Below are 20,755 nucleotides of genomic sequence, written 5' to 3'. Positions count from 1 at the left end.
ATTAAGATTGCTTAAGTGATTGAGCTTCTTCTTCCGGATGATTCTTATTGTTATTTTGCTGTGCTTCTACTGCTTTATCAATGTTGCCTATCATGTAAAAAGCATTCTCCGGCAAATCTTTAAACTCGTCAGCCAAAATCCGCTCGCAACCATCCAAAGCATCTTTTAAACTCACAACTTCGCCTTTTACCCCGCTAAACTGCTCGGTAGCGAAAAAAGGCTGTGTTAAAAAGCGCTCTAACCGCCTTGCCCGGTTCACTACCAATCTGTCTGCTGTGGATAGCTGTTCCATCCCCAACATAGAAATGATGTCTTTTAAATCTTCATACAATGACAAGGTTTGCCTAATCTGTTGGGCAAGTTGGTAATGGCGTTCGCCGATGATTCCGGGTGTGGCCATTTTTGAATTGGATTGCAGGAAATCTATGGACGGATAAAGTCCTTCACTAGCTCGTTCCCGTGATAGTACAATGGTTGCCGATAGGTGCGAAAAAGCGTGTACCGCAGCAGGGTCGGTTAAATCATCAGCGGGAACATATACCGCCTGAATGGAAGTAATTGCCCCCGTTTCCGTATTGGCGATGCGTTCTTGCAAAGCAGATAATTCGGTTTCTAAAGTTGGCTGATAGCCTAAACGTGAGGGCATTTGTCCCATTAAACCAGAAACTTCCATACCCGCCTGTATAAAACGGAAGATATTATCAATCAGTAATAAAACATCTTTATGTTCATCATCCCTAAAATATTCGGCCATAGTTAATGCCGCATTCCCTACACGAAATCTTGCTCCTGGAGGCTCGTTCATTTGCCCAAACATCATGATCATGTTATCCAGTAAACCAGCATCCTTCATGGTGTGATAAAGCTCATTGCCCTCCCGACAACGCTCGCCTATCCCGCAAAACATACTCACACCCTTATTTTTCCCCACCATGTTGTGGATCATTTCTGTAAGCAATACAGTTTTACCAACACCTGCACCGCCAAATAGACCGGCTTTTCCGCCACGTTCAAGCGGGATTAAAATATCAATGGCCTTAATGCCAGTTTCAAATACTTGCAACTGGGTAGAACGCTTGTTTAATGGAGGAGGAGCTTGGTGGATGTTTCTTTTTTCTCCCTCAACTAATGGCTTTAAATGATCAATCGTATTTCCAAAAACATCGAACATTCTACCTAGCGTTCTCTTTCCAACTGGTACTTTCAATTCTTGCCCGTTGGCTTCGATTTGCATCCCACGAGACAAGCCTTGAGTGGGCGTTAGCGCAATTCCTCGCACCGTTTTGTCATCCAATTGTGAAAGTACTTCTATTGCAATTTCTTGATGTTCGCCTGCATGCAACAACGCAAACACGGCCGGTAACGAATCTTCAAAGTACGCATCAATCACACTGCCTCGCACAGAAATAATTTTGCCGTAGTTTAAGGCTTTTGTCGGATGTTTTAAGACTGTCTTCGTGTTGTCTTTAATCATGTTAGAAGCGTCTATTTATTGTAATTTATTTGACTTGGCCTATTTCGAGTATTTTCTTTTTCTCGTGATATTCGTCTTCGCTAATCGCACCAGATGCAAACCTTTTTTGCAAAATCTCTAGTGCAGTTTCTTTTTGATGACGTTGGCCTGGGATTTTATAGGGTGTTGCAAATATCCAGAAGAGCATAATCATCCAAATGATCCACCAAATGAAATTCATACCGCCGTAGTTGTTGTAAAACATGGTTTTAATTTTTTTGTGAATTATAAGTCACGGTATTACCGCAATTGTCGTTATTACAAGGTCGGGTTTTGGTATTGATGATTATTGTAGAACTTTAACTAAAAGTTACATGATTCACACCTTTTAGGTCGGGTTTAAAAGGTTTTGCCACGTGAAAATCAAATACTAAGAATTACACAAATAGTTGAATTATTTCCATCAGTCAAACTTTTTTGACAATAAAAAGCGGTACTACTTACACGCTTAAACGGGCTTAAAGTATTAGTGACTGTTGTCACTATTTTAACCCGTGGCTATGTTATTGATTCATTTGATCAATAGAGAATTGTTTCTCTGATAAGCAAAATTAATCCACACATAAACAAGCCAACCCATTATGAAGTTATACATCAGGAACATGGTATGTATTCGATGCAAAATGATTGTGGAGCAAGAGCTTAAACGGCTTTTTTTGCATGGCATTATTGTAGAACTAGGCGAAATAGAAATATTGGAAAATGCCACAGCAGTTCAGCTAGAACAATTGAATACTGCTTTGCTTAAGTATGATTTAGAACTAATGGACTGTAGAAAAAGCATCCTGATAGAAAAAATAAAAAAGGTTATCGTTGAAATGGTGCATTACATTGATGATCCAGAAAAAATCAATTTTTCAAATTACCTCAGTAAAAAACTAAACCATAACTATACTTATCTGGCTAATCTGTTTTCTGAAACCGTTGGAATTACTATTGAGCAATATATCATTAGCCACAAAATTGAGCGAGTAAAGGAGTTGTTATTTTACGATGAACTTTCGCTTACCGAAATTTCTTACAAAATGCACTACAGCAGCGTTGCTCATTTATCAAATCAATTCAAAAAAACCACAGGTTTAACACCTTCTCACTTCAAGAAGTTCGGGACGCATCGATTTGAGGGGATTGTAACTCCTTAGTCTCAAAAATTTATTATTCAAATAGCCTGCTCATTACAAAGTATGAATTCTGTAAGTTATCGGTAGAATTCTGTAACGATTTAACCTTTGGGAATAGGGATTTTTGTAATTACATAGACTACCAAGATCATCTACAAAATTATCATTAAGCTCATTAAAATGTCTGTCATTTCAAGTGTACGTGATTTCCTCGACGAAACCGGTCAAATATCCAGGTTTGCTGGTCGCTTTTTTTCTCACGGTCTTAAACCGAAGTTTGAGATTAAAGAGCTTTTGGCGCAATGCTACGTCATCGGCTATAAGTCTTTCCCGTTAGTAGGACTTACAGGTTTTATCATGGGGCTAGTGCTTACCATGCAACTTCGGCCGTCTTTGGTAACTTATGGCGTACAATCTGAGTTGCCAGTTATGGTCGGAATAGCTATCGTAAGGGAAATAGGTCCAATTATTACGGCGCTCATATTTGCAGGCAAAATAGCGAGTAGCATAGGTGCAGAATTGGGATCAATGAAAGTTACAGAACAAATTGATTCTATGGAAGTGAGCGGAACCAACCCGTTTAAGTATTTGGTGGCTACCCGAGTAATTGCTACAAGCTTAATGCTCCCATTGCTTACCCTTCTTGCAGATGCGATTGCACTTTTCGGCGCTTATATCGGTGTCAACATTAAATCGGTAACCAATATTAAGTTTTTCTTTATTCAGGTTTTTGAAAGTTTAAGCTATAGCGACATCATACCCGCAGTGATTAAAACAGTATTTTTTGGCTTTGCAGTTGGTATCATTGGCTGTTATAAGGGTTTCAATTCTACCAAAGGCACTCAAGGCGTTGGCAGATCGGCAAATTCTGCGGTTGTACTTTCTTCCGTACTCATTTTTGTTTTGGATTTATTAACCGTTCAACTCACTAATCTCCTCGGTTTTAATTAAAGTATGGAAACGAAACCGAAAACAAATGAAGAAAACGAACCTGCGAAAAGCGAGTCGGTTATTGTAATGAAAAATCTTTACAAAGCTTTTGGCGATAATCAAATTTTAGAAGATTTTTCGCTGAGCGTTCAAAGAGAAGAAAGCGTGGTGGTGTTGGGAAAATCCGGTGCAGGAAAATCGGTATTGATCAAATGCATTATTGGACTTTTAACTCCCGATAAAGGAAGCATAGAAGTACTTGGTAAAGAAGTTACTGGGTTAGATGAGGACGGATTGGCGGAAGCCAGAAAAAAAATCGGTTTTCTGTTTCAGGCTAACGCAATCTATGATTCTATGACGGTTAGAGAGAACTTGGAATTTCCGTTACGCAGGCATTGGACAGATTTGGATGAACCGAAAGTGCTAAAAATGGTAGAGGAAGCGCTAGAAAACGTAGGGCTTGCGCATACCATGGATATGATGCCGGCAGAACTGTCTGGCGGAATGTTAAAACGGGTGGCATTAGCCAGAACGCTAATTTTAAAGCCCGAAATTATACTTTACGACGAACCAACAACAGGTCTTGATCCAATTACTTCCAAAGAAATTGATCAACTCATTCTTACTCTACAGAAGAAACTTAAAACATCGTCCATCGTGATTTCTCACGATATGAGCTGTGTAAAGACAATTGCTGACCGTGTAGTTATTCTGTTGGATGGTAAGTGCTATGCAGATGGTACTTATGAAGAACTCGAAAGTTCGGAAGATCCGAAAATCAATCAATTTTTTCAATCTCTTTTGGTTTGATTCCTCGAAGCTCTGCTTCGATTTATTTGTAATTTCGGTATGTGAGTGAATATATTCATAAGAAGCATAATGTATCAGTTTTATTATATCATTTTGTATGTCCGGCAAAATATAGGCGAGTGGTATTCAGTGAAGCGGTTGATATCAGTCTAAAAGAAATTTGTGTTGAGATTTCTAAACGGTATGATATAATTTTCATTGAAATTGGGACAGATAAAGACCATGTTCATTTTCTGATTCAGAGTGTACCTATTGAAAGTCCAACAAAAATAATTAGAACTGTAAAAAGTATCACAGCAAAAGAGATTTTCAAAAGACATCCTGAGGTTAAGCTGAAATTGTGGGGCGGAGAATTTTGGTCTAAAGGGTTTTATGTTAACACAGTTGGGAAACATGGAGATGAGAGTACAATTCAGAATTATGTAAAGTCTCAAGGAAAAGCAGAAGAATATAAAAAAATACACAGTCAACAGTTAGAAATGTTCTAATACCTCTGGGGCTCTGCCCCGAGGTAGTTTATTAAATATTATGGCAAAGACAGGAGGAAATAACATCAAACTAGGCCTATTTGTATTCGCAGGGTTGCTAGTGCTAGTTATCGCATTTTATATGATTGGAAATGGAAGCAATATACTTGGAAGAGACTTTGAACTAAAAGCTCGCTTTAATAACCTAAGTGGTTTAACGGAGGGCAATAATGTGCTTTTTTCGGGTATTCAAGCCGGTACGGTGAAAAAGATTGACATGGTTGGCGATACAATCATTGAAGTCACCATGCAGATTGATAGCAAAATACAGCCATTCATCAAAAAAAATGCAATGGCTGCCATTGGAACAGAGGGCTTAATGGGAAACAAGGTAATCAATATTGAACCAGCCCCACAAGCGAGTGCAAAGGTAACGGATGGAGATATGCTGCAAAGTAGCAAACTGGTAAGCACAGAGGAAATGATGAAGACCTTATCTAAAACTAATGATGATGTTGCTGCAATTGCCAAGGCCTTAAAAGAAACAGTTCTTAGTTTGGATACAAGCGAGCTATTCAGCTTACTGAACGATCCTGAAATTAGCAAAAGTTTAAAATCATCACTCAGTGAGATTAATAAAACTACAAAAAATGCCAATAACATGAGTTCTGGACTCAACACGATTGTTGAAGATATGAAAAAAGGTAAAGGAACTGCGGGGATGTTTTTGACAGATCCAGTTCTTGCCTCAAACCTTAAAAACGCAGTTGAAGATCTAAGGCTAACTAGTGGCAATGCAAAAAAAATCACGGCAAAACTATCGACCACGGTCGATGGATTGGATTACGATTTAAATAACGGTAAAGGACCGATACCTGCATTGTTACGTGATTCTAACATGACTCAAAATCTAAATAAAGGTCTTTACAATCTCCAAAAAGGAACTGGCGGTTTCAGTGATATTATGGAAGCCACAAAACACAGCTTTTTATTTCGTAGGTATTTTAAGAAACAGGAAAAGGACAAGACAACAACCATTAAGAAATAGGCCCTTTTGAGGGTTATTGTGGTAGTTCTGAAGATGTAATTTTCGGAATACATTCGTATGTCATTTAATTTATTTTTAAAGTAATTTCTTTATAAATTAAATAAGTCTATAATGACTAAAGTAATTTTGTATTATTAGTTTATTTATTACTATTGTTTAATTAATAATAAATAAATTGAAAATCATGAAAACATTATTATTGACAGCGGTTCTTGGTCTATACTTCGGCATAGTCTTTAGTCAAGAGGTTCAGGATACTTCCATAAGGGTTGATCATTATGGAAAAGTAGTAGAGCGAGTTCCACTTACTGCGGAAAGTCGTAATGGCATATTGGTGTTTGAATCTCCAGATCAGCTGTACAGACTATGGTTTGATATCAGGGTGGAAACAGACGGACAAATTTTTCTTGGTAAGCCATTAAATCCAATCGGTAATGGTGTTACAATCCGCCGAGCTCGTTTTGCTGTAAAAACCAATTTGGGAAAAAACTGGTATGGGGAGTTGGATTTGAATGTTTCTAACGGTGCGTTGCAACTGGAAGACGCTTATTTTAGTTATGATTTTTTAAATGGATTTAAAGTTAGAGTTGGAAATTACAAAGAGGGCTTTTCCATGTCAGAAACCACTTCTTCACGTTATCTTAAATTTATGGAAAGGGCGAATGTAGTTTCTACATTTGCTCCTTCTCGCCATCTGGGCTTAGAAACATCCTATAACGGAAAATTATTTTTGGTATCGGGTGCCGTTTTCTTTCAGGAAATTAAAGACTTAGAAACGCTTACTTATGTGGAAGACAACAATAAGGACTTCGGTCGGGATCAAGGTCTTTCGCTAACTGGAAAATTTGTTTTTCAACCGTTTGGTGCTAACCAGGATTATGGAGTGCATTTGGCCTACGGATATTCTTACAGACAGCCAAAAACTGATGTAAAACCTTCAGAATATACCAGTATTAGATACAGTACGCGTTCACTCAGCAAAATTAACCGTAAAAAATATTTAGATACCGATCTCATTTCGGATTATAAAAATCAGCTCATCAGCAATATTGAACTTGCTGGTTTTTACAAAGGTTTAAACTTTCAAGTGGAAGTACTTAATAACCAAACCAAAAGAGAAAATAATCAACAAACACTAAAGTTCGGTGGGTATTATGCACAAGCTGCTTATTTATTATTTGGTGGAAAACAAGTGTACGATAAATCAGCAGGCGAATTTACACAACCCGTTAAAGGTAAAAAATGGGGAGACGTTGAATTGGCTTTAAGGTATGATTACGTTGACCTAAATGATAAGGTCATATACGGAGGTTCTGCAGGATGCATTACAGCAGGCATTAACTTTTACACTTCTAGGAATGTAAAATTCATGCTCAACTATAGCAACATCAACCATGACCGGTATGCCAGTGGGAAAAATAAATTGTTTGTTGGATCTGATGTGAATGGTTTACTAACCAAAGACCCTACTAAAGTTGCTAATGGCAATGGTAAAGCAGGCGACGATTATAATCAGCTGGGAATTCGCTGTGAAATTAATTTTTAAACCATTTCTAAATTATAGAACCATGAAACTCAGCTATTTTTCAGTCATCAGCTTAATGCTGGTAATGTTTCTTACACCATCATGTGTAAAGGACGAAATTTATAACGGACCGGCATCAATAGATAAGGCGTCTATTTTGCCGGAAGCTCCAAAATCTACTGATGATGTTATTGTATCTGCTCAAGTCACAGATTTAAAAGGTATTACGTCCGTTACACTATTTTATAAAACAGCTGCCTCTGCGACGTTTCAACCTCTAGAGATGACAAAAGGCGACGGCTCTTTGTTTAGTGCAACCATCCCGGCCTTGGCTTTAAATACTAAGGTTGAGTATTACATTGAAGCAAAAAACGTTGGTGGCTTTCAAACGCTATCTCCTGCAGAAGCACCTGCAAAACTTGCCAGTTATACCGTCGGTGTATCAAGCGTAGTTAAAATTTTCATTAATGAAGCTTTTTCTGACGGCACTAAAGATGCCACCGACCCCGATTGGGCAGAGATTTATAATGCTTCAGATATTCCGGTTGATTTAAGCGGTTATGCTTTTTATGACGAAGGCATTAAATCGTCTGCCGGGGTAAAGCCTAAACGAATATTGAACGCTGGAACAATTATACCTGCAAAAGGATTTCTGGTTTTAAAAACCGAAAATACAGGAGGCGAGTATGCAGTTGAGTTTGGATTAGGAAGCTCTGGTGATGCAGTTTATTTGGAAAATACAGCTGGTGTTTTAGTTTCTTCTTTAGATTTTTTGACCATCAGTTTATCAGGAAAAAAATCATACGGACGTCAGCCAGATGGTTCTACAAACCTGGTTGTATTTACAGCGCCAACAAAAGGAACGTCTAATAATTAGCTTATTTACAGCTATTAACGCATAATATTAAAAGTATTAATTCAATATAATGGATACGAAAAAAGAAGAAACTGAGCCATCAGCACCAAGATTTGAGTTTAGGATATTTGGCCAAAACTTTGACCATTTCGCTAAACGAATGGCTCGGCTTTCTGTGCCTGTTCCAGAGAAGATTTGGGAAAGGCAGAGCGACGAAATTTATATTTTATCAAAAGCTAATGATAACAGTAGTGTGAAAATTAGGGATGGTAAAATCGATATTAAAAAATTGGTAAATACGCTGGAGGGCTTTGAGCAATGGGATCCAATTTTAAAAGCAACATTCCCTGTTAAAGCGGAATTATTGAGCAACACCATATTTCCAGCGTTTAACGTAAATTATCCGCAGCCAAACAAAGACGATTACAGCTATGAAGAGTTTATCGATTTAATCAAAACCTTTCCAGATTTGCTTGCGGTAAATATTCATAAACAGCGGTTTGCTTATATGGTGAATAATACTATTTGCGAGGTTGCAAAGGTGCTGATTAATGGTGCAGAACTTACTACGATGAGCTCGGAATCCACGGAAATCGAAGATATCAAAAAAACAATCAGTGATGTTGGACTGGAAGGAATAGAAAACGTAAATTATTTAAAAGCCTTAAAAAGGGTTGTTGGAATGGTAAAATAAACCGTTCATAAATTAAAAAATATGGCACAAGAAATAGAGAAAAAGTTTTTAGTGAATTCTGATGCTTTCAAGAAGGAAACTTTTGAAAACTCGCATATAATTCAGGGGTATTTATCTTCTGTTCCAGAAAGAGCAGTACGAATTAGAATCAGAGACCAGTCAGGCTTTATTACAATTAAAGGTATCGGAAACGAATCTGGAGCATCTCGTTTTGAGTGGGAGAAGGAAATCCCACTTGTTGAGGCCGAGGAGCTTATGAAGCTATGTGAACCTGGCGTAATTGATAAAACCCGCTACAAAGTAAAAGTAGAAGGTGGCACTTTTGAAGTCGATGAATTTCATGCAGAAAACGATGGGTTGATAATGGCTGAAATGGAAATGGCTAAGGAGGACGACCATTTTGACCGTCCAATTTGGTTGGGTAAAGAAGTAACCGGAGATACCAAATACTACAACGCAATGTTGATGAAATTACCTTTTTCTAAATGGTAACGTAATGGCTCAAAAAAAATCGGTGACAGATAAATTGGGAGAAGATGAAGTAGTTTTCGACCCGCTTGATATGAACAATTATCGGGTGGAGAAATTCAAAAAAATCGAGAAAGTCGGTTTTGAAAAATGGATGGAGATTGCCGGAGGACCATTAGCCATTTTAGTTTTTCTATTTATTTACTTTTTCGCCGATTTTTCTTTTTTAAGCCACATTAACCTAGAGGCACTGCGTAAAGGAGGCGAACAGCGCTTAAATGAACTTGGCGAAGCAAAGTTCATCAAAATCAACTACGCAATGTTGGCCATTTTTGCAGGGGCTATTGTTTTGTGGATTACAGAAGCAATTCCAAATTATCTCACATCACTGCTTGTGATATTATTGATGGTGTTAACAGGCGTAACATCTGAGCAGGTCGCGTATGCTCAACTGGGCCATCCGGTAATGTGGTTGAATATTCTCTCATTTATTTTAGCGAGTATGCTCGTCACTACGCACCTGGCAAAAAGGTTTGCGCTTTGGTTTGTAATCAAATTTGGGAAAAGTGCACAAGGAATTTTCTTTAGTTTTATTGTAATTAACCTGGTGCTTTCTGTTTTTGTTTCTGCTACCACCGCAAAAGCCACTATTTTATTACCCATTTTTATGGTTATCGCAGCTATCTACGGCGCAAATGATAACCATCGCAATAATTTTGGGAGAAATATTGTGTTGCAGAATCTGTTTCAAAACAATGTAGGAGCAAGTGGTTTTATTACCGGTTCTGGCGCAAACTTATTAGCAGGTTCTATGATTGCCGGTGCGTTGGGACAACGTTTTTTCGGGTTTCAGGAATGGTTTATTGCTGCATTTCCCTTGTGTGTAATCTTACTTTTGATGGGATGGTTTGTTGGGACAAAACTTGTTTTCCCGATGACTACGGAAGAACAAAAGCCACAGATTGAAGGAGGAATGGAGCGATTAAAAAAAGAATACGCAGCTTTAGGTAAGATGACCTTCAATGAATATAAGTCATTGGCGATTTTTGTTTCGGTACTTATTTTATGGGTAACAGATAAACAGCATGGGATTTCGCAGACAGCAGTCGCATTAATGGCGGCAATTATTGCATTGCTTCCAAAAATAGGGGTGGTTAAATGGAACGATGTTGATATTCCATGGCATTTGATGCTGTTTTCGGCGGGTGCTTATGCTTTAGGTGCAGGTTTGGATGCAACAAATCTTCCCGGTAGTATGATTGATTCCCTGTTCATTTACTTTAACATTACTGCGGCAACACCGTTTTGGATATTGTATTTAGGACTCACGTTCGCCATGCTTTTTAGTTCAATTATTTTTCAATCCAAAACCATGCGAACGCTGATTTTTATCCCAATTTCGATTGGTGTTGCGCAAAAGTTTGGCTATCCAGTGATGAGTTTGTCGTTTCCGCTAGCATTGCTGATTGAACATGTGTATGTGCTGCCTTTTAATAGTAAACCCGCAGCATTGCTTTACTCTACCAATCAATATAGCATCATTGATTCCGTTAAATTTGGCGTTCCAATGTTGTTTGTTACTTGGGTTATGATAATCGTTTGGGGAGAAACTGTTTTGCGGTTTTTGCACTACACGCCTAAAGGGGTTTTCTTTTAATGAATAATACATTTTTAGTTCCAACGAACACTTACAATAATCTCATTTCTTCTTCCGATGAACTGATAAGGAGCATTATAACCCAAAAATCGGAAGTTTCCGTAATATTCAATTCCACTGGCTTTCAAGGCACCCTCTAATTTAGTGGCGTACTTTTTAATGTCATCATCATCGGCATAACCACCAAATTTTATGGCTGCCACATATTCTTCAGCAGTTTTGTTGATGATTACAGATGGATCATTTGGTTTCGGTAAATCGTCTTTATTGTAGTCGGCGGGCATTACAAAACTCATCGAAGATTTAGAATTTTCAATATCCATGTGAACAGGAGAAGTCATGGCGATACTTTTATTTGCATCATTACCACCAAAAATGTACGAAGCCAATTTCTTAAAACCCGCACCCGAAAGCTCTTTGTAAGAACTTACATTCATAGATACCGTTGCCATTGTAGCCGAAGGATATAAACGGATTTCAAACTCTTTTTCTGTTTTTATAACCCGATACGGTTGTGTTTCTGTTTTTGCCATGGTGAAATAGAGTTGCGAAATAAAGAGTAGAGAAGTCAAAATTGCTGCCATGATTAATAATATTTTCATACTTATAATATAACCTCAATAGCGTTTCAATGTTTTAAGATGATGACAAACCGTGACTCATTATTTTGCCATCTTCCATGGTAATTGTCCTGTGTGTTTTGGCGGCGAAATCTAAATCGTGGGTTACAATCAATAAAGATTGATGGTATTCTTCTGCCAGTTCCTTAAAAATATTGAACACCACATCACTGTTCTTTTTGTCCAGATTACCGGTAGGTTCATCGCCCATAATAATCAAGGGTTCGTTGATTAATGCTCTAGCAATTGCAACACGCTGTTTTTGCCCGCCACTTAACTGGTTTGGATATTTAAGCGCTTCCTTTTCGATACCCAATATTTTCAATTTCTGATATGCATGGTGTTCCACTTCCTTTGGCGAAAGGTTTGCCAATTTTAGTCCTGGCAACATTACGTTTTGCAGGTTGTTAAATTCATTTAGCAAATAATGAAACTGAAACACAAAACCAATTTTTTCATTCCGAACCATCGCCAATTCTGCATCTTTTTTATTTGTCATGCTGATGCCGTCCAACAAAAGTTCGCCTTCATAATTGGTATCCATAGTTGATAAAATATAGAGCAAGGTTGATTTGCCACAACCAGATTTCCCAACTACAGAAACAAACTCGCCAGCGTTGATAGAAAAACTAATATCTGTGAGCACTTTTACTGTGAGCGGATCATGAAATGATTTGCTAATGCCAATGGCTTCGATAACTTTCTTCTCCATGGTTATTTGCCTCTAATGATATCTACCGGATCTATTTTACTTGCCTTTCTGGAAGGGAAATAGCCAGCTAAATACGTTGTGATTACAGAAAACACCGCTCCAATTAAGTAGAATTTTGGGTTATAATTGATAGGGTAGGTCTTTACAGTTGGCAAAGAAGCCGTATTGAAAGGAATTTGACCAATAACTGCAGAAAGTCCGAATCCAAAAACAAGCCCGAGTGCGCCACCAACCAAACCAATGGTTAGGGCAATGGTAATAAATATCGTATTTACATCTTTACCCGAAAAACCCGTTGCTTTTAAAATGGCTATCGAATCCATCTTTTCATAAATCATCATGTTTAAAATGTTGTAAATCCCAAATCCAGCAACAATCAACAAAGTAATTCCTACCGCGTAAGAAATCAGCGTTCGTATAGAACTTCCGGTTTTAAACTGTGAATTTGTCGTCTGTATATCCACCGCATCTGTTTCAAATAATTTTCCGTACTTTTTTGCAAGCGCTGGCGCTAAAGTCATGTCGTATAATTTAACCTGAATATCGGTAACGTAACTTGCGGGTTTCCCCAATATTTTTTGCGTAGTGGAAAGCGTAACATAGCCTTGGATTTTGTCCATCTCATCCATTCCTGATTGAAAAAAGCCGACAACTTTTAATGGGAATTGCGTTCCCTTACTGGTAGTAATTTGAATATTATCCCCTACTTGAACCAACATTTTTTTAGCGACACCAATTCCCAAGATGATGCTGTTGGGCGTGTTTTTTAAATCCATTGTTTTGCCATTTACTACATAATCCTGAAAAGTAAAAAGTTTATTTTCTGCATCAACATCAATCCCATCAATAACACCGGTTAAATTAATAGCGCCCACATTATAAAAAACAGGAACCGTATTTTTTGGTGCAACGCCTCGAACATTTGGGTCAGCTTTTAGCGCTTTGATAATGGCTTCACTGTTCCTGATTTCTAGCAGGTCATTTTTTGGTTTTACGTGGCTAATGAAGTTGTAAGCGCCAGCGTAAGCTTTGGATTTTGCAATGGGTTGAATTGAGGAAGCAGAAATTTCGTTGAAGAGCCTGATATGCGGAGTGCGGTTTAAAATCAAATTATCCAACAAATCATTTAAACCACCCATAAAACTGAGCAAAGTGATAAACATGGTAATGCTGAAAGTAACGCCAAACGCAGCAACCATGGTTTGCTTTAGCCTTGCCCTTAACAAAGCGAATGAAATTTCTGCAATCAGTTTAAATTTCATTGCTGGGGCAGAATTAATTCATCATTTACGTTTATCCCAGATAGAATTTCCACCATTTGGTAATCCTTCAAGCCCGTTTTAATACTGACTTGCTTTCCAGCTTTGTTGACTACCGTAGAGTCATTGAGCAGGTAGTTTCTTGGAATCAGCAGCGCATTATCTTTTGTTTTGATGACTACGTTGGCTTCAAAAGATATGTTTGGATACAAAGTAACTGGTGCTTTTACAAATTCTGCTTCTATGGTGAAAGTTTTGCTTTGCACATTCATAATCGGGTTAATCTTAGTAACCACGGCATTAAAAACAGAATCTTTGTAGCTATTTAAAACCACCAAAACCGGCATACCTAATTTTATGGATACGATATCGTATTCGTCAATCTGCATTTCTAATAGGTATTTGGCATCCTGCCCCACAGTTGCAATGGCTATTTGAGGACTAACAATTTCTCCTTTTGCGAGGTTCATCTTGTAAACTTTTCCTTTTACCTTACTTTTAACCAAGTAATCGCCAGTGTTTTTATTGCTGATGGATAGGTTGTTTTGTGCTTGCTTGGATTGAAAAGACACTTGCCTTTGTAGTTCTGCCAGTTTTTCTTTTGCAGAGCTGTAATTGTTTTCTGCATTTTGGTAGGCCAGTTCCCGCTGTTCTACTTGAACCTGCGTCCCTACGTTTTGCGCCCATAAGTTATTTTGTCTTTTGAGCATGGAAGCCTCATTGTCTTGTTGGCTCTTTGCTAAATTAACCAGCGACTTCGCTTCAGCTATTTTGCCGCTATTTAAGTTTTCAGAATTAAACTCGGCAGATAATTTAGCATTGTCTGATTGTAGTTTCTGGGCATCATTTACAATAGAAAGTATAGGCGAGCCAATTTCTACAGCAGTGCCTTCATCTGCAATAATTTCATCAACAATGCCATTGACTGTTGCATAAACTTGATACTGATTTTTACTCTTTATAACGCCAGAAGCATAAACAGATTCTGTGATGGATTGCTTTACAGGTTTTATGATGTCTTGTTTTTGCTGGCAAGCGCTGAACAAAATTACTAGAAATAGCAAAGCATTTAGCTGATGTTTTAAAATAGGGTTTATGCTTTTTGTCATTTCTTTTGTGTTATTACAATTCGTTTGCCTTGCTCTTTTCTTCGTAAATTGGCTGATTAAAAGCAGCTTTTAAACTGTGCTGAAAATTTTATTTTGATCAATTCAATTTAACCCAAATGTATTGCTTTTCAAGTTGATAGGAAGCTTTTTAGGTGGTTTTCGATTAAAATGTGATGAATGTCAATAATGTATTTCTTGCTGATTTTTAATTGAATGGCTTGTGCCTGAGAGTTCGGTAACAACCAATCCCTAATTACGTATCAATTTTCTTAATAGAGAAAGGTTCCGCGTTAGGGATAGAAATGAAAATCCTTTTTACCTTCGCCTCCGCTCAAGAAAAAAAAGATTGTAACGGATAGCCCGCCGCGACAGCCCCGAGCGATAGCCACTGGGAACGCCCAAATAAAAATATCACTAAAGTTATCTTTATGAGCTTACTAACAGTCCAATTTATTTACCAAAGGGTTTTTTCTGAGCAGTACAATTAAGCTGTCGATGCTCTGCTCTTTTCCTTTAATCTTCCATGATAATATAACGGTTTCCTTATCCCACCTTTGGGTAATCAAATCAAATTTTAACCCCGAATTGGCTATTGTATCTTCCAGAGTGTTTAAAACCTCGTCGCTTTTGATACACTCTACCCTCACTATTGTAAAATGATAGTTTTTGGATATTTTTTTATCGACATAAGGTAAAACCACAAGCGTAAACAGGATTAGAAATGCGGCATAGCCTGATGGGAAATAATAGCCTGCGCCAATGCCCATTGCTACCGCAGAAACTGCCCAGATAGTTGCAGCGGTGGTAATTCCGTTTACTCGATTCTCGTATTTAAAGATGACGCCGGCACCCAAAAAACCAATTCCAGTAACAATGTTGGCGGCAATTCTATCCATGCTGGCGGGCGCTCCCAACGTAACAGACATCAATGTGAAAACACAGGCGCCTATAGAAATCATAATGGTGGTACGGAAACCTGCATTCTTTCCTCTAAATTCTTGTTCTGCACCAACCAGGCCTCCCCAAAGTAATGCGAGGGAGAATCTTATGAGTATTTCTGTTGTTGAGATCATGGTTTTTTATAAATCTTAATTTTTATTTTCCATTTTATAAGTATCCCCCTTTGGAGGGGGCTAGGGGAGGTTAAGTTGTTTAGAAAAAATGAATCTTCTTTAAAACGTTAACATTTCTTTCTGATTCTCACCTGTCAAAAGGAATCTCTGTTCGACGGTTAATTTGGTTTGCTTTCTTATTTTGTGGCAAGGGCTTTTGCGCTCATTGCTTGCCTTCCCTCATGCCGGGAAATGGCAGAAACTTTTTTACAGAAAAAAGTATCCAAAAACTGCCGGCTGCGCCCTTTGCTACAAAGAGAGTGCTTTTACTTTATTCATCGGTACCGCAAAGGCCAAGGCCGAATTTAAGGTTAATTTAGGCCAGTGCTTGCGATTAGGTGTTTTGTAATATTTAAAGCTATCTTTCAGCATAAATCTTAACCCCTAAACCATTACTCCTTAAACCTTCTAAACAATTTATACAATTGTACGCAAAACAAAGGAAGCAAGCTTGCCAACAATGCAATTAGCCATGCTTTTATTGGAATAAATTCGAAATTAAGCGCAGTACGACTGGCTGGGAAAATGTAAACAATCAGAACAATAGAAAAACAAAGTAGCAGCGCAATCCATACAAATTTGTTTTTAGTGACTTCGTTTTTGAACATTCCGGAGTGTATTGATGACATATTGAAAACGTGGAATAGTTGCGAAAAAGCTAACGTGATAAACGCAACGTTGTTGATAATCATTGCATCTGCAACTACATAAACCCGGCAAAGAAATATGGACAATACAACGGACCCAGTCATCATTGCCGCGTAGATAATAATAACCAGCCAGTTTCTGTTCGAGACGATATCTAGTTTTGGATCTCTCGGTGGCCTTTGCATTACGGTTTGGTCGCCTTTACCTAGTCCCAATGCCAGTGCCGGAAAAACATCGGTAACCATATTTAGGAACAGAATCTGTAAAGGGAAGAGCATGGCTGCGGGTGCTATAAAACCTAAAAGCGTGACAATAAAAATCTCGCTGAGGTTACAGGAAACCAGGTAAATCACAAAGCGTTGAATGTTTTGGAAAATTTCTCGCCCGTGTTCTACCGCCTGCGAAATGGAAGTAAAAGAATCATCTTTAAGTACAATGCTAGCGGTTTCTTTTGCAACCTGTGTTCCTCTCAACCCCATTGCAATACCAACATCCGCTTTTTTGAGCGCTGGTGCATCGTTAACGCCATCGCCGGTCATCGCTACGATGTAACCAGCTTTTTGATAAATATCAACAATCTCCAATTTTTGTTTGGGTGTGGTTCTGGCAAATACTGAAGTGTTTAAAATCCTTTTCGTCCAATCTGCTTTTAATAAATCCGGTTTGGGTAGGTCGATTCCTGAGATTACATTTTCATCTTTTGCTTCTATTATTCCCACTTGTTTTGCGATATTCAAAGCGGTCATCGGATGGTCGCCGGTAATCATTACAATTTTTATCCCTGCTGATCGGCAATCACTTATTGCATCTTTAATATCCGCTCGGGGCGGATCTAAAAACCCGACCAACCCAACGTAAGTGAGGTTTTTAAGATAATCTTCGGCAGGTTTCTCAGAAGATGTAAGGTATGCAAAAGCGAGTACTCTTAATCCTGATGCAGAAAGCTTTTCAGCACTTTCAAGGATTTTTTTTCTTTGCTCTTCGCTCAAGTCCGTTACAGCTTCTCCTGATTGTATGTGGTTGCAAACAGCTAGTAGATTTTCTACAGCTCCTTTGGCTGAGACGGTAAAATCACTTCCATTTTTATGAAGCGTAGCCATCATCTTACTCTTAGAACTGAAAGGGATTTCGGAAATCCTTTTAAATTCATTGACCGCCGTTTTTGCGGGAAACCCTGCAGCATCCGCCAAAAGTAAAAGTGAAACTTCAACTGGGTCACCATAAGATTTTTGGTTATGTGCCGATGGATCTAACGGTGCGTTATTGCAAAGGCTACCAATCCTTACCAATAACTCGAAGTTCAATTGACTTTGTCCAATTTTTGCATCTTTAAACTCTAGCGTTCCGTTTTTTATAGAAACCCTAATTTCTTCAGTAGGGAAGGAGAGTACCTCCACATAAATCTTATTTTCCGTTAGCGTTCCCGTTTTATCGGTTAGGATTACATTTACCGAACCCAGCGTTTCTACCGACGAGAGTTTTTTTACGATGGAATTCTTTTTGGCCATCAGCAACATTCCATAAGCCAGCGCTACCGTAACCACAATTGGAAGCCCTTCGGGGAACGCAGCAACAGCTAACGCAATAGAAGTTTTTAAAATTTGTAACCACGGTCTTCCTTCAATAAAGCCAGAAACAGCGAATAAAGTAGTCATGACCAAAGTAATCCAAATCAGCTTTTTCGTCAGTCTGCTAATTTTAAGGTCTAGTGGCGTTTTCTTAGAGATTGAACTGCCCACCAATTCACTTATTTTTCCGAGTGCTGTTTCCTCCGCAATACCCGTAACAATTACTTTTGCATTTCCGTTAAGCACAGCCGTCCCTTTGTAAACCATATTTTGCGCATGGGCAGATTCTGTTTTTTCAGTTGGGATTTCGACAGCTTTGAAAACCGGAAAAGACTCTCCCGTAAGTGAAGATTCATCTACCTGAAGCGCATTTAAAAATACAATTCGTCCATCGCCAGAAACCATATCTCCAGCTTCAAGCAACAGCAGGTCACCAGGTACAAGATTTTCGGAAGGAATTTCAAGGGTTTTGCCATCTCTAACGACTTTGGAATAGCTGACATCCATTTCTCGTAGCGCTTTCATCGAACTCCGAGCCTGCAACTCCATAAAAAATCCGATGATGGCGTTAATCAAAATCACGATAAATATGGTAATGGCTTCGACGTTATTTTTAAAATATAAAGAAGCAAAGGCCGCCACAAAAAGAAGATAAACAATAGGACTATTGAATTGCTCTAAAGCCATGCGCCACAGGCTTTTTTGTTTTTGGCTTTTGTAGCTGTTGAGTCCGAAATGTTTGGTACGCTTTAATGCTTCAGCATCAGATATGCCTTCCGTTTTCGAAGTTGATAAGGTTTTTTCTAACGATTCAGCAGTTAAGGAATAAGCGTCTTTTATAGGATATTCAATTTCCATATGGTGTTTTCAGTGTTGATATCCTTTTATAATTTTTTTAATAGACCAATTTTAGAAAACTGGTAAACAACTGTTTTGAGCTGGATAAATAAGCAAAGGAACGTCGTTCGTAACCGCCATTTTTTTGCTTATACTACTGTTAAATAGGTCTTTGAAAAATGATTTATGTCGATGAACCAATACCAGCATTTCTATTTGTCCATTTTCAATCATCCAATTTAATCCATCAATAATGTCATCTTTTTTAACACCGCGGTAATAAACATTGGCATAATTTGCTTTCGCAGTTACCTGTTTCAAAAGTGAATCTACCTTTAACTGCAATTTGCTTTCATCGGTAGATTCATCAGCAATATGTGTCAGTAAAATAATCGCCTTAAATGCACTTGCTAAACTAGTTAATGAATGGATTTGAGCGATATCTGTTGTGCTTAAATCGGTGGCGAAAGCGATTTTGTTGATTTTTACAAACCTTTGATTTTCCGAAATAACTAGCAGGGGTAAAGTAGCATGATCCATTACCTCGTTTACATGGTTGCCTGTTAACCAACTTAATCCACTTTTCTCGTGACTTCCCAACACCAGCATTACTGTATTTGATTGGTCCAACTCTAGCATTTTTAAAAATGTGGCAAAATCAGCATCGTAGCATTCATACGCTATTTTTAGTTTAAAGTGCGTAGCTGTTGTGGTTGATACTTCTTTTTTTAATTCGTCAACAAGTTGTTCAAGCTGACGCATATTGTCCGCCTTCCAATCAACTCCGTTTTCTCTTGGCCAAACCATTTGGATACCCAGGGGGTTGATTGAAGGCGTTGAAAAAGAATGATACAGTTTAATATTAGCCTGAAGATGTTCCGCTAAATGCAATGCGTATATGGTGGCGTTTTCTGCAGTTTTAGAGAAATCTGTTAGTACAGCTATCGTTTTCATAATGTTATGGATCTGTGAAAAAGACAATTGTTTTATTAAAATTGCTTGAACTTTTTTCTGATTGCAAAGGATGCTATAAAATTGGACATCATTTACTCAATGAGTAGCTCATTATTTACAGCCAGCACACCCGGCCCATTCCACGCAATTTTTTCTGCTTCTTCTTTTTGATAGAGTGATTTTACTGTGCCCTTAAGTGATACTAAGTTGCCGTCCGCGGAAACACGTATGTTTTGATCATAGGTTGCCGAGTATCGTAAAAGCGCTTGCTCGATACTCAGTTTTTCAAGCTGAACAGGTGTTTCTGTCACCATTTTGAGGTTGTTGGTGAAAATTTTGACCCCTTTTACATTTCCAACCGATTTTTTAGCGTCTTCTTTTTGGAAGTTGTACTTTACATGGCCATCCAAAGTGACATGTCCGTTTTCTACTTTTATATCAATACAGTCAAGCGGAAGCCAATTTAATTTTAGATGATGTAGCACCTGATCAGCAACTTCTTCGTCTGTATCTTCCGACACGGAAGCGGTTTTCACTGTGATATGCTCTATAATTGCTTTTACCCCCACAATGCTTTTGGTAATGTTTTCTGCTTGAAGTTTTATCAAATAACTTTGAACAACTCCTGATAAGCTAACCAGACCATCATGGCTCTGTACAGTAATTTTTGCCGTTTTCAATAATGGATCCCATTTGAAAGCATCCTGAATATCTTTTTCCAAATCGAGGTCATTCTTCATGCAGTCTTCCTAAATTAGTGAATGATAAAGTTCAGCATATAGTTTAATGGCCCTGTTACGCAATTATGTAGTTAAGTTACATCTTTCACACTTTTGGATGCTGAAGA

The 20,755-nt window shown here is 38.2% G+C and carries 20 protein-coding genes; 10 read left to right on the top strand and 10 right to left on the bottom strand.

Annotated features, from left to right (window positions below; genetic code table 11):
- Window position 1: 1 nt before the first annotated feature.
- Entirely contained in the window at window positions 2-1,474 is a 1,473-nt protein-coding gene (atpD, locus tag B176_RS0110790) for a F0F1 ATP synthase subunit beta (protein WP_017258825.1), read from the bottom strand.
- Window positions 1,475-1,499: 25 nt separating this feature from the next.
- Window positions 1,500-1,718: an SHOCT domain-containing protein gene (locus B176_RS0110785; protein ID WP_026063273.1), complete on the bottom strand. Its 219-nt coding sequence runs from the start codon at window positions 1,716-1,718 to the stop codon at window positions 1,500-1,502.
- A 376-nt stretch (window positions 1,719-2,094) separates the two neighbouring features.
- On the opposite strand from B176_RS0110785, the gene B176_RS0110780 reads away from it, so the two are divergent.
- The 10 genes from B176_RS0110780 (at window position 2,095) to B176_RS0110735 (ending at window position 11,089) form a co-directional block, all read left to right on the top strand.
- Window positions 2,095-2,655, top strand: coding sequence for a helix-turn-helix domain-containing protein (locus B176_RS0110780; RefSeq protein WP_026063272.1), 561 nt, complete (start codon window positions 2,095-2,097; stop codon window positions 2,653-2,655).
- Between the two features lie 159 nt (window positions 2,656-2,814).
- The gene (locus B176_RS0110775; RefSeq protein WP_017258822.1) at window positions 2,815-3,585 is read left to right on the top strand and encodes an MlaE family ABC transporter permease; all 771 of its coding nucleotides are present in this window, start codon (window positions 2,815-2,817) and stop codon (window positions 3,583-3,585) included.
- A 3-nt stretch (window positions 3,586-3,588) separates the two neighbouring features.
- Window positions 3,589-4,374 carry an ABC transporter ATP-binding protein gene (locus tag B176_RS0110770; RefSeq protein WP_017258821.1) on the top strand — a complete coding sequence of 262 codons (786 nt, stop codon included), beginning with the start codon at window positions 3,589-3,591 and terminating at the stop codon, window positions 4,372-4,374.
- A gap of 41 nt (window positions 4,375-4,415) precedes the next feature.
- Entirely contained in the window at window positions 4,416-4,862 is a 447-nt protein-coding gene (gene tnpA, locus B176_RS0110765) for an IS200/IS605 family transposase (RefSeq protein ID WP_017258097.1), read from the top strand.
- A gap of 40 nt (window positions 4,863-4,902) precedes the next feature.
- Entirely contained in the window at window positions 4,903-5,889 is a 987-nt protein-coding gene (locus B176_RS0110760; RefSeq protein WP_017258820.1) for an MlaD family protein, read from the top strand.
- Window positions 5,890-6,073: 184 nt separating this feature from the next.
- Window positions 6,074-7,435 (top strand): OprO/OprP family phosphate-selective porin, encoded by a 1,362-nt coding sequence (locus B176_RS0110755; RefSeq protein WP_017258819.1) that lies wholly within the window; start codon window positions 6,074-6,076, stop codon window positions 7,433-7,435.
- A gap of 22 nt (window positions 7,436-7,457) precedes the next feature.
- Window positions 7,458-8,291, top strand: coding sequence for a lamin tail domain-containing protein (locus B176_RS0110750; protein WP_017258818.1), 834 nt, complete (start codon window positions 7,458-7,460; stop codon window positions 8,289-8,291).
- Window positions 8,292-8,340: 49 nt separating this feature from the next.
- Window positions 8,341-8,964, top strand: a complete 624-nt coding sequence (locus B176_RS0110745) for a hypothetical protein (protein WP_017258817.1) — start codon at window positions 8,341-8,343, stop codon at window positions 8,962-8,964.
- Between the two features lie 21 nt (window positions 8,965-8,985).
- Complete coding sequence (locus tag B176_RS0110740; protein WP_017258816.1) at window positions 8,986-9,456, top strand: CYTH domain-containing protein; 471 nt, start codon at window positions 8,986-8,988, stop codon at window positions 9,454-9,456.
- A 4-nt stretch (window positions 9,457-9,460) separates the two neighbouring features.
- A complete protein-coding gene (locus B176_RS0110735) occupies window positions 9,461-11,089 on the top strand; it encodes an SLC13 family permease (RefSeq protein WP_017258815.1) in 1,629 nt (542 codons plus the stop codon).
- Between the two features lie 14 nt (window positions 11,090-11,103).
- On the opposite strand, the gene B176_RS0110730 is transcribed toward B176_RS0110735, so the two are convergent.
- From B176_RS0110730 to B176_RS0110690, 8 genes are all read right to left on the bottom strand, one after another.
- Window positions 11,104-11,691 carry an SOUL family heme-binding protein gene (locus B176_RS0110730; protein ID WP_026063270.1) on the bottom strand — a complete coding sequence of 196 codons (588 nt, stop codon included), beginning with the start codon at window positions 11,689-11,691 and terminating at the stop codon, window positions 11,104-11,106.
- A 34-nt stretch (window positions 11,692-11,725) separates the two neighbouring features.
- Complete coding sequence (locus B176_RS0110725; protein ID WP_017258813.1) at window positions 11,726-12,421, bottom strand: ABC transporter ATP-binding protein; 696 nt, start codon at window positions 12,419-12,421, stop codon at window positions 11,726-11,728.
- Window positions 12,422-12,423: 2 nt separating this feature from the next.
- Window positions 12,424-13,683, bottom strand: a complete 1,260-nt coding sequence (locus tag B176_RS0110720) for an ABC transporter permease (RefSeq protein ID WP_017258812.1) — start codon at window positions 13,681-13,683, stop codon at window positions 12,424-12,426.
- Window positions 13,680-14,789 (bottom strand): efflux RND transporter periplasmic adaptor subunit, encoded by a 1,110-nt coding sequence (locus B176_RS0110715; protein WP_017258811.1) that lies wholly within the window; start codon window positions 14,787-14,789, stop codon window positions 13,680-13,682. The genes B176_RS0110720 and B176_RS0110715 overlap by 4 nt, the downstream gene beginning before the upstream one ends.
- A gap of 437 nt (window positions 14,790-15,226) precedes the next feature.
- The gene (locus tag B176_RS0110710; protein WP_017258810.1) at window positions 15,227-15,862 is read right to left on the bottom strand and encodes an MgtC/SapB family protein; all 636 of its coding nucleotides are present in this window, start codon (window positions 15,860-15,862) and stop codon (window positions 15,227-15,229) included.
- A 431-nt stretch (window positions 15,863-16,293) separates the two neighbouring features.
- Entirely contained in the window at window positions 16,294-18,975 is a 2,682-nt protein-coding gene (locus tag B176_RS0110700; protein WP_017258808.1) for a cation-translocating P-type ATPase, read from the bottom strand.
- A gap of 51 nt (window positions 18,976-19,026) precedes the next feature.
- Window positions 19,027-19,908 carry a universal stress protein gene (locus B176_RS0110695; protein ID WP_017258807.1) on the bottom strand — a complete coding sequence of 294 codons (882 nt, stop codon included), beginning with the start codon at window positions 19,906-19,908 and terminating at the stop codon, window positions 19,027-19,029.
- Window positions 19,909-20,000: 92 nt separating this feature from the next.
- On the bottom strand, window positions 20,001-20,648 hold the full coding sequence (locus B176_RS0110690) for a BON domain-containing protein (protein ID WP_017258806.1): 648 nt from the start codon (window positions 20,646-20,648) through the stop codon (window positions 20,001-20,003).
- Window positions 20,649-20,755: the final 107 nt, after the last annotated feature.

This window comes from Pedobacter arcticus A12, from assembly GCF_000302595.1.
Taxonomy (GTDB): domain Bacteria; phylum Bacteroidota; class Bacteroidia; order Sphingobacteriales; family Sphingobacteriaceae; genus Pseudopedobacter; species Pseudopedobacter arcticus.
Note: the sequence above shows the minus strand (reverse complement) of the source record. Positions and strands in the feature narration are given on the sequence as shown.

What these genes read in the sequence shown, in the direction of transcription:
- B176_RS0110760 (WP_017258820.1), top strand. Translation starts at nt 4,903, where the DNA reads ATGGCAAAGACAGGAGGAAATAACATCAAACTAGGCCTATTTGTATTC.
- B176_RS0110695 (WP_017258807.1), bottom strand. Translation starts at nt 19,908, where the DNA reads ATGAAAACGATAGCTGTACTAACAGATTTCTCTAAAACTGCAGAAAAC.
- B176_RS0110745 (WP_017258817.1), top strand. Translation starts at nt 8,341, where the DNA reads ATGGATACGAAAAAAGAAGAAACTGAGCCATCAGCACCAAGATTTGAG.
- B176_RS0110780 (WP_026063272.1), top strand. Translation starts at nt 2,095, where the DNA reads ATGAAGTTATACATCAGGAACATGGTATGTATTCGATGCAAAATGATT.
- B176_RS0110775 (WP_017258822.1), top strand. Translation starts at nt 2,815, where the DNA reads ATGTCTGTCATTTCAAGTGTACGTGATTTCCTCGACGAAACCGGTCAA.
- B176_RS0110735 (WP_017258815.1), top strand. Translation starts at nt 9,461, where the DNA reads ATGGCTCAAAAAAAATCGGTGACAGATAAATTGGGAGAAGATGAAGTA.
- B176_RS0110710 (WP_017258810.1), bottom strand. Translation starts at nt 15,862, where the DNA reads ATGATCTCAACAACAGAAATACTCATAAGATTCTCCCTCGCATTACTT.
- atpD (WP_017258825.1), bottom strand. Translation starts at nt 1,474, where the DNA reads ATGATTAAAGACAACACGAAGACAGTCTTAAAACATCCGACAAAAGCC.
- B176_RS0110725 (WP_017258813.1), bottom strand. Translation starts at nt 12,421, where the DNA reads ATGGAGAAGAAAGTTATCGAAGCCATTGGCATTAGCAAATCATTTCAT.
- B176_RS0110730 (WP_026063270.1), bottom strand. Translation starts at nt 11,691, where the DNA reads ATGAAAATATTATTAATCATGGCAGCAATTTTGACTTCTCTACTCTTT.
- B176_RS0110715 (WP_017258811.1), bottom strand. Translation starts at nt 14,789, where the DNA reads ATGACAAAAAGCATAAACCCTATTTTAAAACATCAGCTAAATGCTTTG.
- B176_RS0110690 (WP_017258806.1), bottom strand. Translation starts at nt 20,648, where the DNA reads ATGAAGAATGACCTCGATTTGGAAAAAGATATTCAGGATGCTTTCAAA.
- B176_RS0110720 (WP_017258812.1), bottom strand. Translation starts at nt 13,683, where the DNA reads ATGAAATTTAAACTGATTGCAGAAATTTCATTCGCTTTGTTAAGGGCA.
- B176_RS0110740 (WP_017258816.1), top strand. Translation starts at nt 8,986, where the DNA reads ATGGCACAAGAAATAGAGAAAAAGTTTTTAGTGAATTCTGATGCTTTC.
- B176_RS0110770 (WP_017258821.1), top strand. Translation starts at nt 3,589, where the DNA reads ATGGAAACGAAACCGAAAACAAATGAAGAAAACGAACCTGCGAAAAGC.
- B176_RS0110785 (WP_026063273.1), bottom strand. Translation starts at nt 1,718, where the DNA reads ATGTTTTACAACAACTACGGCGGTATGAATTTCATTTGGTGGATCATT.
- B176_RS0110755 (WP_017258819.1), top strand. Translation starts at nt 6,074, where the DNA reads ATGAAAACATTATTATTGACAGCGGTTCTTGGTCTATACTTCGGCATA.
- B176_RS0110700 (WP_017258808.1), bottom strand. Translation starts at nt 18,975, where the DNA reads ATGGAAATTGAATATCCTATAAAAGACGCTTATTCCTTAACTGCTGAA.
- B176_RS0110750 (WP_017258818.1), top strand. Translation starts at nt 7,458, where the DNA reads ATGAAACTCAGCTATTTTTCAGTCATCAGCTTAATGCTGGTAATGTTT.